This window comes from Planomonospora sp. ID91781, assembly GCF_015711595.1.
Lineage (GTDB): Bacteria > Actinomycetota > Actinomycetes > Streptosporangiales > Streptosporangiaceae > Planomonospora > Planomonospora parontospora.
On sequence record NZ_JABTEY010000002.1, the window covers coordinates 1,621,432 to 1,634,939 of the forward strand.

The following is a 13,508-nucleotide window of genomic DNA, read 5'->3' on the forward strand; positions in this document are numbered from 1 at the left end:
GGCGGGGCGGAGAACGGTCCGCCCGCCCGCGACCCCGGGGACGCCGCGCCGCCCGGGACGTGTACGGGTGCCCCTGCGGGGACGCGAAAGGGCCCGTGCCGCGGGAGGGGGTCGCGGCACGGGCCCAGTCGTCCTACGGGGATGGTCAGATGCGGGCGTTCGCCGCGTGGCCGATCGCCAGGCCGGAGGCCGGGTCGAAGAAGTGCAGGTTGTGGGTGTCCACGACCAGCTCGATGTTCTGGCCGGGGCGGACGTGGCTGCGGGAGTTCACCCGGGCGGTCCACAGCGACTTGTCGCCGACCAGCGGCAGGGTCGCGTCCTCGTCGTCGCCGGCGTCGGCGGCGGCCACGGTGTCCTGGTGCTGGACCGGCGGGGCGTCGATCAGGAACAGGACGTTGATCTCGGAGCCCAGCTCCTCGGTGACCTCGGCGCGGACCGGCAGGCGGACCCAGCCGCCGGCGTGGCCGTTGGCGGCGACGGCGTCCTCGAAGTCGGAGGGGCGGATGCCCAGGATGATCTTCCTGCCGATGTACTGGTCGAGACCGGCCTTCTCGGCGAAGGTCGAGTCCGGGACCGGCAGCTTGTAACCGGCGAAGGCCACGGCGGCGCCGCCCTCGGTGCGGATCAGCTCGGCGTTGACGAAGTTCATGGACGGGGAGCCCATGAAGCCCGCGACGAACAGGTTGACCGGCTTGTCGAAGAGGTTCTGCGGGGTGTCGACCTGCTGGAGCAGGCCGTCGCGCAGGACGCAGACGCGGTCGCCGAGGGTCATGGCCTCGACCTGGTCGTGGGTGACGTAGACGGTGGTCACGCCCAGGCGCTCGTGCATCGTGTTGAGGGAGGCGCGCATGGAGACGCGGAGCTTGGCGTCCAGGTTGGACAGCGGCTCGTCCATGAGGAAGGCCTGCGGCTCGCGCACGATGGCGCGGCCCATCGCCACACGCTGGCGCTGACCACCGGAGAGGGCGGCCGGCTTGCGCTTGAGGTACTGCTCCAGGCCGAGCATCTTGGCGGCCTCGTTGACCCGCTTGGAGATCTCCGCCTTGGGCATCTTGCGGAGCTTCAGACCGAAGGCGAGGTTCTCCTCGACGGTCATGTGCGGGTAGAGCGCGTAGTTCTGGAAGACCATCGCGATGTCGCGGTCCTTCGGCGGCAGGTGGTTGACCACCCGGTCGCCGATGATGATCTCGCCGCCGCTGATGTCCTCGAGGCCGGCGATCATCCGCAGCGCGGTGGACTTGCCGCAGCCGGACGGACCGACCAGCACCATGAACTCGCCGTCCTTGATCTCAAGGTTGAGGCCGTTCACGGCTTTCACGCCGCCCGCGTAGATCTTGTCGACGTTGCTGAGAACGATGGAAGCCATGGAAGTCCTTAACGCCTCGGGCCAACCCCGCGTTCACCCGATAGTGGATACGTTTTCATGCATCTCACCCGAACCGGACATCACTGTCAAGAGAAAAGCCTGTTTTAGGCCGTCATCAGCGCCTCTGTTATCCCTCCGTGCTGGAGCGAGCACGGAAAACATGATGGAATCGTTTCCATGAACACGCGCAGGACGACCATCAAGGACGTGGCGGAGGCGGCCGGCGTCGGCGTGGCCACGGTCTCGCGGGTCCTGTCGGGCGGCTCGGCCAGTCCCGAGACCAGGGAGCGGGTGCTGGCCGTCGCGACCCAGCTCGACTACCGGCCCAGCGCGCTCGGCCGCAACCTGCGCCAGCAGCGCTCCGGCGGGATCGGGCTGCTGGTGCCCGACATCACCGACAGCTTCTACGGCCGGCTGGCCGACGGCGTGCTCGCCTGCGCGCGGGCCGCCGGCGAGCCGGTGATCCTCGGCACGACCGGCGACGACGCCGAGCGCGAGGCGGAGCAGATCGGCATGCTGCTGGAGCAGGGCGTGGGCCGGGTGGTCGCGGTCCCGGCCGGGGACGCGGAGATCTGGGCGCCGACCCTGCGGACCGGGCTGACCACGGTGTTCGCCCACCGCTCGGCGGCCGGCCACGGCGACGTGCCCGCCGTGCTGGCCGACGACCGGAGCGGGGTGCGGACCGCGGTCGACTACCTGACCGGGCTGGGCCACCGGCGCATCGCCTATCTCGGCGGGCCCGGCCAGGAGCAGCGCGTGGCGGTCTTCCGGCAGGCGCTGGGCGCCCTGGTGGACGAGGAGCTCATCGTCTTCGCCCGCGGCAGCCGCGACTCCGCCTACGCGGCGGCGGCCGGGCTCCTGCAGCACCGCCCCGACCTGACGGCCGTGCTGGCCGGCGGCAACCTGCTGGGCGAGGCCGCCGTGCTGGCCGCCCGGGAGCTGGACCTGCGGGTGCCCAAGGACCTGTCGATGATCATGTTCGACGACGTGCCCTGGGCCGAGCTCTGCTCCCCGCCGCTGACCGTGATCGCCCAGCCCGCGCAGGACATCGGCTACCGCGCGGCCGAGCTGGTGCTGCGCGAGGGGGGCCGCCGCCCGCGCGGCGTGCTGCTCCCCACCGAGCTCGTCGTCAGGGGCAGCTGCGGCCCCCGGCGCGCCTCGTGAGCCGCACCGCCGTACGGCCCGTACGGCGGGCACGGCCCGCGCGGCCGTACGGCTCCGCCTCGTAGCCGCACGGCTCCGGCCGGGATGCCCCGGGACTCAGGTCACAGGGACTTCTCGACCGCGTTGACCAGGGCGGGGTCCTCCGGGGTGACGCCCGGGCGGAACCTCGCGAGCACCTCCCCCTCCCGGGAGACCAGGAACTTCTCGAAGTTCCACTGCACGTCGCCGGCCTCGCCCTCGGTGTCGGCGGCCCGCGTCAGCTCGGCGTAGAGCGGGTGCCGGCCGTCCCCGTTGACGTCGGTCTTGGCCAGCAGCGGGAAGTCCACGCCGTAGTTCGTCGCGCAGAACTCCTGGATCTCCTCGGCCGTGCCCGGCTCCTGACCCATGAACTGGTTGCAGGGCACGCCGACGACGGTGAAGCCGCGGTCGGCGTAGGTCTGCTGCAGGCGGACCAGTCCGGCGTACTGCGGGGTCAGGCCGCACCGGGAGGCGACGTTCACCACGAGGACGGACCTGTCCGCCGCGAGCTCGGCCAGCGTGGTGGGCGCGCCGTCAAGGGTCTGCACGGGGATGTCACGGATGCTCATGGCCGCAGCCTAACCGGCCGGTAGCAAGGACGGCGCACGGGTCCCGGGGGCGAGCCGGGGCTCCCGACGGGCGGGCACGGGATGTCCGGCGGGCGGGTACGGGGCTCCCGGCGGACGGGAACGGGGTGTCCGGCGGGCGGGCGCGGGGCTCCGGGAGGCGGGGGAGCCGGGCGACGCGCCGGGGCGGGCGCGCCGCGGAACCCGTCCTCCCACGGATGCGGGCGATCCAAACCCCATACCGGGGCGATCTTTGCACCACTCCTCCGCCTCGGCCCGCCCGTCCCGGTCAGCCCGGACCACTCGAACCGCCCCCCAACCGCGAAGATCATGCAAACAGCCTTCCCGACCGTGTCGCAGGGCCCGTCCGGCGTTTCCCCGGCGTACTAGAAACCGCGTAGAGAGACCGCCGCGGTGTCCTGCCGGAAGCATGCCAGCAGGACGGGCGGGCGTCCTTCGTGCGATCCACGGACGCGGGACCGGCCGGCGCTCCCGGGTGTCACGGCGCCCGGACGCGTCTCCCGCACGCGGCCCGAAGGAAGGACGGTTTTGGACAGTCACCGCGCTTTACGCGCCGCAGCCGTGACCGTGGTCGCCACCTCCGCCGTGGTCGGCTCCACGGCGACCGGTACGACCGAGGCGACCCGTACGCCGGTCGCGGAGAGGACGGCCGCGGCAGGGACGGCGGAGCGGATTCACCTGGCCACCTGGTCCACCCGGGCCAGGCCCGGGACCAGGTCTCTCGCGAGGACCACGAAGGGCAGGAACAAGGCGATCGCGTTCCGCCTCGTCTCCCGCCGCGCGTGGTCCCACGACCAGTTCCGCTGCCTGGACAGTCTCTGGACCAGGGAGAGCAACTGGAACCACCGGGCGTACAACCGCTACTCGGGTGCCTACGGCATCCCCCAGGCACTGCCGGGCTCGAAGATGAGCGGCAGCGGCGGGGACTGGCGGTCGAGCCCGGTCACGCAGATCCGCTGGGGCCTGCGGTACATCAAGCAGCGCTACGGCTCGCCGTGCGGTGCGTGGGGTCACTTCCGGTCGACGAACTGGTACTGACCCCTTTCTCTCCGGGAGCGTCCAGGGGAAGGGCGCGCTCCCGCCGGGCGCCCGGGGCCGCCGGCCCCGGGCGTCACCCGTGCCGCCCGCGCTCCACGGCGATGGCCCGGATGAGCAGTTCCAGCCCGAACTCGAACTCGGCCTCGTGGTCGCACGCGCCCAGCTCGGCGGCCAGGGAGCTGGTCTCGGGGAAGAGCACCGGGTCCACCTTCCCGATCTCCGCCTGGGAGTGGTGGACCGGGGCGAAGGTCGGGGTCACGCCGACCTCCCGCAGCAGCGAGCCCACGATGTAGGCGATGAACATGCGCAGGATGCGCACCGCCTCCTCGCCGCCGAACCCGGCGCTGCGCAGCGTGGCCAGCGCCCGCTCGACCGGGAGCAGCCCGGCGGCCGACTGGAGCTGGCGGCTGACCACCACCATCGTGCACCGGGGGTAGTGGTGGGCGATCTGCCGGAACGCCCGCGCCTGGATGCGCACCCGCTCGGTCCACTCGGCGTCGGGGTCGTCGGCGAACTCGATCTCCGACAGCACCGTCTCGGCCACCGCGTCCAGCAGCGCCGCCTTGTTGGGCACGTGGTTGTAGAGCGACATGACGCCCACTCCCAACTCCCCCGCGATCCTGCGCATGGACACCGCGTCGGCGCCCTCCCGCTCGATCAGTTCGATGGCGGCGGCGACGATGCGCGGACGGGACAGCGGCTCGGGCGACATGCTCCCATTCTCCCCCCGCCCATTGACGAACGTACACCGTACGTGCCACGCTCGAATCATACGTACGGTGTACGTCTCTGGAGGCCGCATGTCGACGCACGATCTCTACACGATCCCGGCCGAGCTCTCCACGTGGGACGTGGAAGCCGCCGGCGCCGCCCGTTTCACCTGGGAGTACGACGACGGCAGGGACCGCATGCTCGCCCTCTACCAGAAGGGCAAGGACAAGCAGTGGGACTCCGTCAAGCGCATCGACTGGGACCTGGAGGTCGATCCGTACAACGTGCTCGGCATCCCCGACACCACCATCGCGATCTACGGCACCCCGCTCTGGGAGCGGATGGGCGAAAGTCAGCGCCGGGACGTGCGCCTGCACGGGGCGGCCTGGCAGTTCTCCCAGTTCCTGCACGGCGAGCAGGGCGCGATGATCTGCTCGGCCCGGATCGTCGAGTCGGTGCCCGACCTCGACTCCAAGTTCTACGCCGCCACCCAGACCATGGACGAGGCCCGGCACGCCGAGACCTACGCCCGCTTCCTGCAGGAGAAGGTGGGCCTGGCCTACCCGATCAACGAGCACCTCAAGGCGCTGCTGGACAGCACGCTGAGCGACTCCCGCTGGGACATGCCCTACCTCGGCATGCAGGTGCTCATCGAGGGCCTGGCCCTGGCCGCCTTCGGCGTGATGCGGGACATCACCACCAAGCCGCTGCCCAAGCAGATCCTCGCCTACGTGATGCAGGACGAGGCCCGCCACGTCGCCTTCGGCCGCATGGCGCTGCGCGACTACTACGCCGGGCTGTCCGAGAGCGAGCTGCGCGAACGCGAGGACTTCGTCATCGAGGGCTGCTACCTGATGCGCGACCGCCTGCGCGGCAGGGAGACCTGGGAGAACCTCGGCCTGAACAGGTCCGAGGTGGCCGAGGCCATGGAGTGCGTCGACCGCTCCGAGTACCTCAGGCTGTTCCGCTCCCTGCTGTTCAGCCGCATCGTCCCCTGCGTCAAGGACATCGGCCTGTGGAGCCCCCGCCTGCAGCAGGCCTACGCCGACATGGGCGTGCTGGACATGGCCGGCCAGAGCCTCGATGCGCTGATGCGGCAGGACGAGGACATCGCCGAGAAGCTCGACGCCGAGCGCTTCGCCGCCGAGGAGGCCGAGCGCCACGCCGAGGTCGCCGAGACCGTCGCCCTCGGCACCGACTCCTGACCCGGCCCCGTCCGGCCCCGCCGAAACGCGGTACGGCCTTGCCGGGACGCGGTACGGCCTTGCCGGGACGCGGTACGGCCTTGCCGGAGAGCCGGATCGGGCGTACCGTCCGGCCATGACCGTCGTACAACACCGGCCCCGCACGGCATGGGACGCCGCACGCGCGTTCGTCGCCGCGGCGGACTGCGACGTCTACTGGTGGCTCACCGACACGGTGGCGCACCACCTCGGCGCCGCCTACCGGCAGGCTCTGACCGAGACGCGCCTGCGCCTGCAGCGGCGGGAGGACGCGGTGTCCGCCGAGGCGGGGGCCTGGCGGGCGCGGCTGGAGGAGCTGCTCCAGGACCGCCCCGACCTCGCTCCCGTCCTCCGGCGGCTGGCCGCGGAGACCGCCGGGCGACTGCCCCGCTGAGCCCGTCGCCCTGCTGAGCCCGTCGCCCCGCCCCATCGGGTCCGGACCTCCTGGCCGGACCCGATGGGACAGACCGGGGGCCGGACCGGTGAAGGCGTGCTGCGATCACCGCGCGGATCCCGGCGGGCCGGGCTCCCCGAAGAAGGCGCGCAGTTCGGCGGCGAGCTGCTCCGGGGCCTCCTCCGCCATGTGGTGCCCGCTCTCGACGGCACCGCCCCGCAGGTCGTCGGCCCAGTCCCGCCAGACCGCGAGCACGTCGCCGTAGAGGTCCTCCATGTCGTCGCGGGTCGACCAGAGCACGAGGAGGGGGCAGCCGATCCGGCGGCCCGCGGCACGGTCGGCGTCGTCGGCGGCCCGGTCCACGCCGAGCCCCGCCCGGTAGTCCTCGCACATGGCGTGCACGGTCCGCGGGTCGTGGATCGCCCGGCGCACGTCGGCGCAGGCCTCCTCGCCCATCGCCCGCGGGTCCAGCCGGTACCAGGCGTCGGGATCGGCGTTGATCACACGCTCGGCGGGCTGCTCCTCCTGCCCCAGGAAGAACCAGTGCCACCAGCGCCTCGCGAACGCCGCGTCGCAACGGGCCAGCGCCTCGCCGATCGGCACCGCGTCGAGCACCGCGGCGCGGGTCACCGCCGACGGGTGGTCCAGGGCCAGGCGCTGCGCCACGTAGGCGCCGCGGTCGTGCCCGGCGACCGCGAAGCGCTCGTGGCCGAGGGCCCGCATCAGCGCCACGCAGTCGCGGGCCATGGCCCGCTTGGAGTAGTGCTCATGGTCGGGGGTGCTGGGCGGTTTGGACGACTGCCCGTAGCCGCGCAGGTCGGGGCAGACGACGGTGAAGCCGGTGGCGAGCAGCGGCGCGACGCGGTGCCAGGTGGCGTGCGTGCGGGGGTGGCCGTGCAGGAGCAGCACGGGCGGCCCGGAGCCGCCGTGCCGCACCCGCAGCTCCGCCTCCCCCACGTCGACGCGCTCGTCGGCGAAATCCTCGAACATCCCGTCCGCCCTGCCCCGGATCCGGCCGTTCAGTGCAGCGGACCGGATGTCCGGCGGATCCGGCCCTTCGGTACGGCGGGCCCGGATGCCCGGCGCCGGCCCGCGATCCGGCCCGGCCGGATCCGGCCGGGCCGGCCGGGAGGCCCTTAACGGGACAGGACGAAGACGGCGGAGGCGGCGACCGCGGCGAGGGCGCCCAGCCAGGCCAGGACCGCCTCGGCGCGCTCGTCCAGGGGGCGGCCCCCGTGGAGGGCGTCCTGGACCCGCTGGTAGCGCACGCCGGTGCGGGCCAGCAGCGCGGCCCCGCACAGGGCCGTCAGGGCGAAGGGCGCGGCCACCAGCGGGGACGCTCCGGCGCGCAGGGCCATCCCGCCCATCCCCAGACCGCCGGCGGCCAGCATGGCCGCGGTGCGGACCCAGGCCAGCCGGGTCCGCTCGCTCTGCAGGCCCTCGTCCCAGAGCTCGGTCACCGCCCGCCCGCCGGCCCGGTCACCGCCGCGTCCGGCGGGGCTCACGCCCTTCTTCTCCGGCATCCGGTCTCACCGGGCCGTCAGGATCAGGACGAGCGCGAGCACGGCCACGGCCGCCACGCCGTACCCGAACAGCGCGGCGAGGGCGGGCGGCGGGAGGGGCTCGGAGGTGCGCAGGGCGTGCTGGACCCGGCGCCAGCGCGGGTAGGCCATGGCCGCGGCCAGCGCCGACAGGGACACCAGGACGACCGCGAGCAGCGTCCGCATCCAGGGCACGAAGACGTCCGGCGAGACGGCCGCCATGGCGACGCCGCCCGCGGTCAGCGCGAGCGAGGTGCTCAGCCAGGTCAGGAAGGTGCGTTCGTTGGCCAGCGTGAACCGGGGATCCGGTTCCTTCCCGGGGGTCTCCATGGGATCGACGCTATTTCAGCGACATTTCCCCTAGAGAAGCCGGGATTGCTCCCCTGGGATGCCGGGACCGCGCGGGGGGCCTCAGCAGGCGCTGGTGAGCTGCTCGGCCCACTTCACCCCGTCGGCGGCGACCTTCTGCGCCGCGTCGACCGCGTCGTTGGCGTTCTGCACGTTGATGGCCTCCAGGCTGCCCGCCACGCCGTCGGCCGCTTCCTTGAGGGAGGTGTTGGCGGCCTTGTCGGCCACGTCGCCCAGCTTGGCGGCCCCGTCGTTCAGCGCCTTCTCCATGCCCGCGGGGTCGTTGAGCAGGCCGGCGACCTTCGCCATGGTGTCGGTGACGATGCCCGCGGCCTGGATGCACTGCTGGGCCCGGTCGACGCCCTGGCTCACCTCCTGGATCTCGGCGCACCCGGTGGTCAGGAGGGCGGCGGCCAGGGCGGAGGCGGCGAGGGAGACGGTTCGTCGCGGAAGGGCTCTCATGTCCTGACTCTACCCAACGGGCGGTACGGTGCGGCGTGCCCGCGAAGGCCCGCCGCACGGTGCGGCGGGCCGCACCGGCCGTACGATGATCGTGTTACCACCGAGGGGGACGACCATGCCGACCTGCCAGCACCTCACCGAGACCCAGGACCCGCCCGCGCGCACACCCGAGGGCTGCGAGGAGTGCCTCGCCGCCGGGAGCGGCTGGGTGCACCTGCGCCGCTGCCTGTCCTGCGGCCACGTCGGCTGCTGCGACTCCTCGCCGGGCAGGCACGCCACCGCCCACTTCCACCAGGCCGGCCACCCGGTCATCTCCTCGTTCGAGCCGGGCGAGACCTGGCGCTGGTGCTACGTCGACCAGGTCGTCGGCTGAGGCCGGGCCCTCCCGTCCCCGGTGGAGGGCCCGGCGGGCCGCCGCCGGACCTTCCCGGCGGAGCGGGCGGCCCCTCCACCGGCGGGATCCGCCGGATCCGCAGGCCGTTCACGCAAGCGGTGTTGCCGCCGTGGCAAGCTGGCGGACATGGACGACGACCTCGACCAGGCGCTCGACGCGGTCGGACCCCGGCTGCGCGCGCTGCGCCGGCAGCGCGAGACCACGCTGGCCGACCTGTCGGCGGCGACCGGCATCTCGGTGAGCACCCTCTCCCGGCTGGAGTCCGGCACCCGCCGGCCGACCCTGGAGCTCCTGCTCCCCCTGGCCAGAGCCCACGGCGTCACGCTCGACGAGCTCGTCGGCGCGCCGCCCACCGGAGATCCGCGCATCCACCTGCGCCCGGTCACCCGCCACGGCATGATCATGGTGCCCCTGACCCGCAGGACCGGCGGCATCCAGGCGTTCAAGCTCGTGATCCCGGCCGACGGCCGTCGCAGGGAGCCCGATCCGCAGACCCACGAGGGCTACGAGTGGCTCTACGTCCTCAACGGGCGGCTCCGGGTCGTCCTCGGCGAGCAGGATCTGGTCCTGTCCCCCGGCGAGGCGGCCGAGTTCGACACCCGCATCCCGCACTGGTTCGGCGCCGCCGACGCCGAACCGGTCGAGTTCCTCAGCCTGTTCGGCGCGCAGGGCGAACGCGCGCATCTGCGCGCCCGCCCTCGGAGGAACGGGGAGTGACCCCGGGCGTCCCGCGCTCCGGAGGACGGTCCGGTGACCGGCCGGGACCGCCCGGGACCGCCCGGGACCGGCGGACGGGTGACCGGCCGGGACCGGCGGGAAGGAGCGGTCAGTCCCGCTCCAGGGTGGCCTCCTCGAAGTCGAGCTCGTGCATGACCCGGCGGAGCACCTCGTCGTCGATGCGCCGCTCGTCGCGGAGGCGCACGAACACCTCGCGCTCGGCGGCCAGCATCTCCCTGCGCAGCCGCCGGTAGACCGTGCCGGGCGTGTCCTCGCCGCCCGGGCCGGTGCCTCCGCCCAGGCGCTCCCAGGCGCTCAGGGTACGGCGCTCGGCGCGCAGCCTGAGCTGCTCCACGACCTCCCGGTGGACGTCGGCGACCCCGTCCGCCACCAGCTCGTCCAGCCGGGCGAGGGCGGCCGCGGCCGCCGCCTGCTGCGCGCCCGCCTCCGCCAGGTCGTCGGCGAAGGCCTCCCGCTCGTTGGAGACCCTCAGCCGCCGGATCAGCGCGGGGAACGACAGCCCCTGCAGCAGGAGCGTGCCGATCACCACCGTGAAGGTGAGGAACAGCAGCGTGGCCCGCCCGGGGAAGTCCTCCGGGACGGCGAACGCCGCGGCCAGGGAGACCACGCCGCGCATTCCGGCCCAGCCGACGATCGTGATGTGCTGCCAGGAGGGCGCCTCGGGCTCGCGGCGGCGGACCCCCGGGAACAGGAGCCTCGGCAGGTAGGTGGCGGGCACGACCCAGACGCCCCGCACCAGCACCGCGACGGCGAACACGGCCAGCGCCGTGCCGACCGGCTCCAGCGGCTCGGACCAGTCGAGCGCGGTGACGATCGGCCACATCTGCAGGCCGATCAGCGCGAAGACGACCGACTCCAGGAAGAAGTCCATGACCTTCCAGACCGCGCCGGACAGCAGGCGGGTGCCGAAGCCGCTCCGCGGCAGGCGGTGGCCGATGTAGAGGCCGACGACCACCACCGCGACCACCCCGGAGGTGTGCGCGAGCTCGGCGGCGAGGTAGACCCCGAAGGGGGTCAGCAGCATCACGGTGTTCTCGACGAGCGCGTCTCCGAGCGCTCTGAGGATCTTCGACAGCAGCCACGCGAGCACCAGGCCGATCGCCGCTCCGCCCACCGCCGCGTAGGCGAACTGGCCGACCGCGCCCAGCCAGGTGATCCCCTGTCCCAGCGCGGCGGCGACCGCCACCCGGTAGGCGGTGAGCGCGGTGGCGTCGTTGAACAGGCTCTCCCCCACCAGGATGGTGATCACCTTGCGGGGCAGTCCCAGCCTGCGGGCCACCGCGACCGCGGCGACCGCGTCGGGCGGCGCCACGATCGCCCCGAGCGCGAAGGCCGCCGCCAGCGGCAGATCCGGCAGGAGCAGGTGGACGACCCAGCCGATGACCAGCGTGCTGAACAGCACCAGCCCCACCGAGAGCAGCGCGACCGGCCTGCGGACCGCCTTGAGGCCCAGGTAGGAGCTGTCGATCGCGGCGGAGTAGAGCAGCGGCGGGAGGAAGACCAGCAGGACGATCTCAGGGTCGAGCGCGTACTCCGGCACGAACGGTGAGAGCACCAGCCCGGCCAGGACCAGCAGCAGCGGCGCGGGCCACCCCCGGCGCCGGGACACGGCGGCCACCGCGACCGCGGCGACCGGCACGACCAGCAGTTGCAGTGCGATCGACTGGTCCATCCCACCCCGTCCGTCCGAAGACCCGGGAAGGGATCCTAGCCTCCCGGCGTCCGCCGGTGGCGGGCCGGGAGGCGGGGCACGTCACCAGTCGCGGCGCACGTCGTCGTAGCCCTGCTCGGGGCGGAGCCGCTCGCCGGTGGAGTGCGGCGCGTCCGGGTAGGAGCGGGCCCCCGGCGGCTGCCCGTGCTGCCCGGACTGCTGGGCGCGCAGGTTCAGCGGGTCGTCGGGGTCGTACGGTTGCTCGTACGGCTGGTCGTAGGCCGGCGGTGTGCTGTACAGGTCGCGCAGGTCCGCCGGATGCCCGCCCGGCGGGGCCTGCCGTTCCGGAGCGGGCTGCGGCCGGTTCACGAACGCGTAGGGATCGGGTTGGGCCGGGGCGGGATAGCCGTAGGGGTCGGGCTGCTGTCCCACGGGCGGGATGCCGTAGGGGTCGGTGGAGTGCCCCTGGGAGGGGTAGGCGTCGGGCTGCGACAGCGGGAACCGGTCGGCGGGCGGGGCGAAGGGATCGGCCTGCCGGTGGGAGGGCGGCGCCGCGAACGGGTCCGCCCCCTGCTGGGGGGCCGGGGTGAACAGGTCGGGCTGCGGGACCTGCTGCGCGTAGGGGTCGGGCTGCGGGGCCTGTGCGTAGGGGTCGGGCTGCGCCGGGGTGAAGACGTCGGACTGCCGGCCCGCGGCGAAGGGGTCGGCCTGCCGGTGGGACGGCGCCGCGAACGGATCCGTCGCCGGACGGGAGGCCGGGGCGAACGGGTCGGGCTGCGGGACCTGCTGCGTGTAGGGGTCGGGCTGCCCCGGGTACGGCGGCTCGCCCGGCTGGGGCGCCCCGTAGGGGAGCGAGTCGCCGACGATCATGTTCTCGGGCGGCACCACGTCGGTCGCGCCGTATCCCGGGACGCGGTCCGGGGCCGCGTCCGGCGGGGGGACCGCGCCCCGCGCCACGAGCACGTCGTTGGGTCCCAGCGCGGGCGGGCGCTGCTCCTCCGGCGGGGCCACCTGTGCGGCCATCGGGTCGGCGTAGTGCGGCGGGGCCACCTGGGTGGCCGCCGGGTCGGCGTAGTGCGGCGGCGGGACCGGCTGGGCGTAGTCCTCCGGGCGCGGCCGGGCGTACTGCCCGGTGCCGGGGAGCTCCAGGTGCCCGGCGTGCTCCGGGTGGCCCCCCGCCGGGACGTCCTCGCCGACCTCGTCGGGATAGCGGCCCCCGGCCTCGACGAACCCCTCGTCGAGGGTGTCCACCAGGCGGGCCACGTCGTCCATCGGCATGCGGAAACTGGCGGTGCACATCTCGCCGCGCCAGAGGCTCAGCACCAGCGTGCCGTCGTGCCAGGTGACCCGGAGCACCCGCTCCTGGCCACGCTCGTCAAAGAACACCTCGCCGAACGACGGCAACGGGACAACTTCCGACATGGATGACATGGTGCTTTAACCAGCCTTTATTCGTCCACTCGACCTCTGGAAACCCTACCGAATCCGTCTTTCCATCCCCATCTCCAGCCTCGCGCACACCGGGAGGACGATCCTGCCCGGTCCTCCGCGTACGCGCAGCGGTGGTTCCGCCAGTTTGCCATGCGAGACGAACGCCGCGGTCCGGAACGCCGGGACGAGTCCGTTTGATGACTCTCCGGAGCCAGGTCCGGTTGTCGGAGCGAGCGGGTACGGTTGGCTGTCGTGCCGACCGACTCCCTCAGCCCCGCCGAGAGCCCTGCCGAGAGCCCCACCGAGAGCTCTTCCCCGCGCCCCGCCGGGAACCCGGACGAGAGCCCCGCCGAGAGCTCCGCGGGAGTCCGCGCGGAACGCCGCTCCGGGACCTCGGACGCGAAGACCCCGAAGGCCCCCAAGGACTCGAGGGCTCCCAAGG

General features: G+C 73.4%; 15 protein-coding genes. 6 read left to right on the top strand and 9 right to left on the bottom strand.

All coding sequences use genetic code 11. From position 1 onward, the window contains the following. Positions 1 to 145: 145 nt before the first annotated feature. Positions 146 to 1,366: an ABC transporter ATP-binding protein gene (locus HS048_RS26515; RefSeq protein ID WP_068895727.1), complete on the bottom strand. Its 1,221-nt coding sequence runs from the start codon at positions 1,364 to 1,366 to the stop codon at positions 146 to 148. A 177-nt stretch (positions 1,367 to 1,543) separates the two neighbouring features. Between HS048_RS26515 and HS048_RS26520 the strand changes: the two genes are divergently transcribed. Next, positions 1,544 to 2,530 carry a LacI family DNA-binding transcriptional regulator gene (locus HS048_RS26520; protein ID WP_068895729.1) on the top strand — a complete coding sequence of 329 codons (987 nt, stop codon included), beginning with the start codon at positions 1,544 to 1,546 and terminating at the stop codon, positions 2,528 to 2,530. A 101-nt stretch (positions 2,531 to 2,631) separates the two neighbouring features. Here HS048_RS26520 and HS048_RS26525 read toward each other — a convergent pair whose 3' ends face one another. Continuing rightward, positions 2,632 to 3,117 carry a glutathione peroxidase gene (locus HS048_RS26525; protein ID WP_068895730.1) on the bottom strand — a complete coding sequence of 162 codons (486 nt, stop codon included), beginning with the start codon at positions 3,115 to 3,117 and terminating at the stop codon, positions 2,632 to 2,634. 579 nt (positions 3,118 to 3,696) lie between these two features. Here HS048_RS26525 and HS048_RS26530 point away from each other — a divergent pair. Continuing rightward, positions 3,697 to 4,173, top strand: coding sequence for a lytic transglycosylase domain-containing protein (locus HS048_RS26530; protein ID WP_231647240.1), 477 nt, complete (start codon positions 3,697 to 3,699; stop codon positions 4,171 to 4,173). A 73-nt stretch (positions 4,174 to 4,246) separates the two neighbouring features. Here HS048_RS26530 and HS048_RS26535 read toward each other — a convergent pair whose 3' ends face one another. Continuing rightward, entirely contained in the window at positions 4,247 to 4,885 is a 639-nt protein-coding gene (locus HS048_RS26535; protein ID WP_084008122.1) for a TetR/AcrR family transcriptional regulator C-terminal domain-containing protein, read from the bottom strand. A gap of 88 nt (positions 4,886 to 4,973) precedes the next feature. On the opposite strand from HS048_RS26535, the gene HS048_RS26540 reads away from it, so the two are divergent. Further along, the gene (locus HS048_RS26540; RefSeq protein WP_068895734.1) at positions 4,974 to 6,089 is read left to right on the top strand and encodes a ferritin-like domain-containing protein; all 1,116 of its coding nucleotides are present in this window, start codon (positions 4,974 to 4,976) and stop codon (positions 6,087 to 6,089) included. A 115-nt stretch (positions 6,090 to 6,204) separates the two neighbouring features. After that, positions 6,205 to 6,501, top strand: a complete 297-nt coding sequence (locus tag HS048_RS26545) for a hypothetical protein (RefSeq protein WP_196469003.1) — start codon at positions 6,205 to 6,207, stop codon at positions 6,499 to 6,501. Positions 6,502 to 6,606: 105 nt separating this feature from the next. Here the strand turns inward: HS048_RS26545 and HS048_RS26550 are convergent, their stop codons facing one another. The 4 genes from HS048_RS26550 to HS048_RS26565 form a co-directional block, all read right to left on the bottom strand. Beyond that, the gene (locus tag HS048_RS26550) at positions 6,607 to 7,491 is read right to left on the bottom strand and encodes an alpha/beta fold hydrolase (RefSeq protein ID WP_196469004.1); all 885 of its coding nucleotides are present in this window, start codon (positions 7,489 to 7,491) and stop codon (positions 6,607 to 6,609) included. A gap of 146 nt (positions 7,492 to 7,637) precedes the next feature. Then, complete coding sequence (locus tag HS048_RS26555) at positions 7,638 to 8,006, bottom strand: DUF202 domain-containing protein (RefSeq protein WP_307832652.1); 369 nt, start codon at positions 8,004 to 8,006, stop codon at positions 7,638 to 7,640. Between the two features lie 24 nt (positions 8,007 to 8,030). Beyond that, positions 8,031 to 8,372 carry a YidH family protein gene (locus HS048_RS26560; protein WP_068895740.1) on the bottom strand — a complete coding sequence of 114 codons (342 nt, stop codon included), beginning with the start codon at positions 8,370 to 8,372 and terminating at the stop codon, positions 8,031 to 8,033. A gap of 81 nt (positions 8,373 to 8,453) precedes the next feature. Then, positions 8,454 to 8,852 carry a hypothetical protein gene (locus HS048_RS26565; protein ID WP_068895742.1) on the bottom strand — a complete coding sequence of 133 codons (399 nt, stop codon included), beginning with the start codon at positions 8,850 to 8,852 and terminating at the stop codon, positions 8,454 to 8,456. Between the two features lie 115 nt (positions 8,853 to 8,967). Between HS048_RS26565 and HS048_RS26570 the strand changes: the two genes are divergently transcribed. Continuing rightward, on the top strand, positions 8,968 to 9,225 hold the full coding sequence (locus tag HS048_RS26570; protein ID WP_068895744.1) for a ubiquitin carboxyl-terminal hydrolase 14: 258 nt from the start codon (positions 8,968 to 8,970) through the stop codon (positions 9,223 to 9,225). A 147-nt stretch (positions 9,226 to 9,372) separates the two neighbouring features. Continuing rightward, complete coding sequence (locus HS048_RS26575; protein WP_068895746.1) at positions 9,373 to 9,963, top strand: helix-turn-helix domain-containing protein; 591 nt, start codon at positions 9,373 to 9,375, stop codon at positions 9,961 to 9,963. Positions 9,964 to 10,072: 109 nt separating this feature from the next. On the opposite strand, the gene HS048_RS26580 is transcribed toward HS048_RS26575, so the two are convergent. Both HS048_RS26580 and HS048_RS26585 read right to left on the bottom strand, forming a co-directional pair. Continuing rightward, on the bottom strand, positions 10,073 to 11,656 hold the full coding sequence (locus tag HS048_RS26580) for a Na+/H+ antiporter (RefSeq protein WP_068895748.1): 1,584 nt from the start codon (positions 11,654 to 11,656) through the stop codon (positions 10,073 to 10,075). Between the two features lie 81 nt (positions 11,657 to 11,737). Beyond that, positions 11,738 to 13,057, bottom strand: a complete 1,320-nt coding sequence (locus HS048_RS26585) for a hypothetical protein (RefSeq protein WP_196469005.1) — start codon at positions 13,055 to 13,057, stop codon at positions 11,738 to 11,740. Positions 13,058 to 13,508 lie beyond the last annotated feature (451 nt).

What these genes read in the sequence shown, in the direction of transcription:
- HS048_RS26560 (WP_068895740.1), bottom strand. Translation starts at nt 8,372, where the DNA reads ATGGAGACCCCCGGGAAGGAACCGGATCCCCGGTTCACGCTGGCCAAC.
- HS048_RS26575 (WP_068895746.1), top strand. Translation starts at nt 9,373, where the DNA reads ATGGACGACGACCTCGACCAGGCGCTCGACGCGGTCGGACCCCGGCTG.
- HS048_RS26525 (WP_068895730.1), bottom strand. Translation starts at nt 3,117, where the DNA reads ATGAGCATCCGTGACATCCCCGTGCAGACCCTTGACGGCGCGCCCACC.
- HS048_RS26580 (WP_068895748.1), bottom strand. Translation starts at nt 11,656, where the DNA reads ATGGACCAGTCGATCGCACTGCAACTGCTGGTCGTGCCGGTCGCCGCG.
- HS048_RS26565 (WP_068895742.1), bottom strand. Translation starts at nt 8,852, where the DNA reads ATGAGAGCCCTTCCGCGACGAACCGTCTCCCTCGCCGCCTCCGCCCTG.
- HS048_RS26545 (WP_196469003.1), top strand. Translation starts at nt 6,205, where the DNA reads ATGACCGTCGTACAACACCGGCCCCGCACGGCATGGGACGCCGCACGC.
- HS048_RS26515 (WP_068895727.1), bottom strand. Translation starts at nt 1,366, where the DNA reads ATGGCTTCCATCGTTCTCAGCAACGTCGACAAGATCTACGCGGGCGGC.
- HS048_RS26540 (WP_068895734.1), top strand. Translation starts at nt 4,974, where the DNA reads ATGTCGACGCACGATCTCTACACGATCCCGGCCGAGCTCTCCACGTGG.
- HS048_RS26570 (WP_068895744.1), top strand. Translation starts at nt 8,968, where the DNA reads ATGCCGACCTGCCAGCACCTCACCGAGACCCAGGACCCGCCCGCGCGC.
- HS048_RS26535 (WP_084008122.1), bottom strand. Translation starts at nt 4,885, where the DNA reads ATGTCGCCCGAGCCGCTGTCCCGTCCGCGCATCGTCGCCGCCGCCATC.
- HS048_RS26520 (WP_068895729.1), top strand. Translation starts at nt 1,544, where the DNA reads ATGAACACGCGCAGGACGACCATCAAGGACGTGGCGGAGGCGGCCGGC.
- HS048_RS26550 (WP_196469004.1), bottom strand. Translation starts at nt 7,491, where the DNA reads ATGTTCGAGGATTTCGCCGACGAGCGCGTCGACGTGGGGGAGGCGGAG.
- HS048_RS26585 (WP_196469005.1), bottom strand. Translation starts at nt 13,057, where the DNA reads ATGTCGGAAGTTGTCCCGTTGCCGTCGTTCGGCGAGGTGTTCTTTGAC.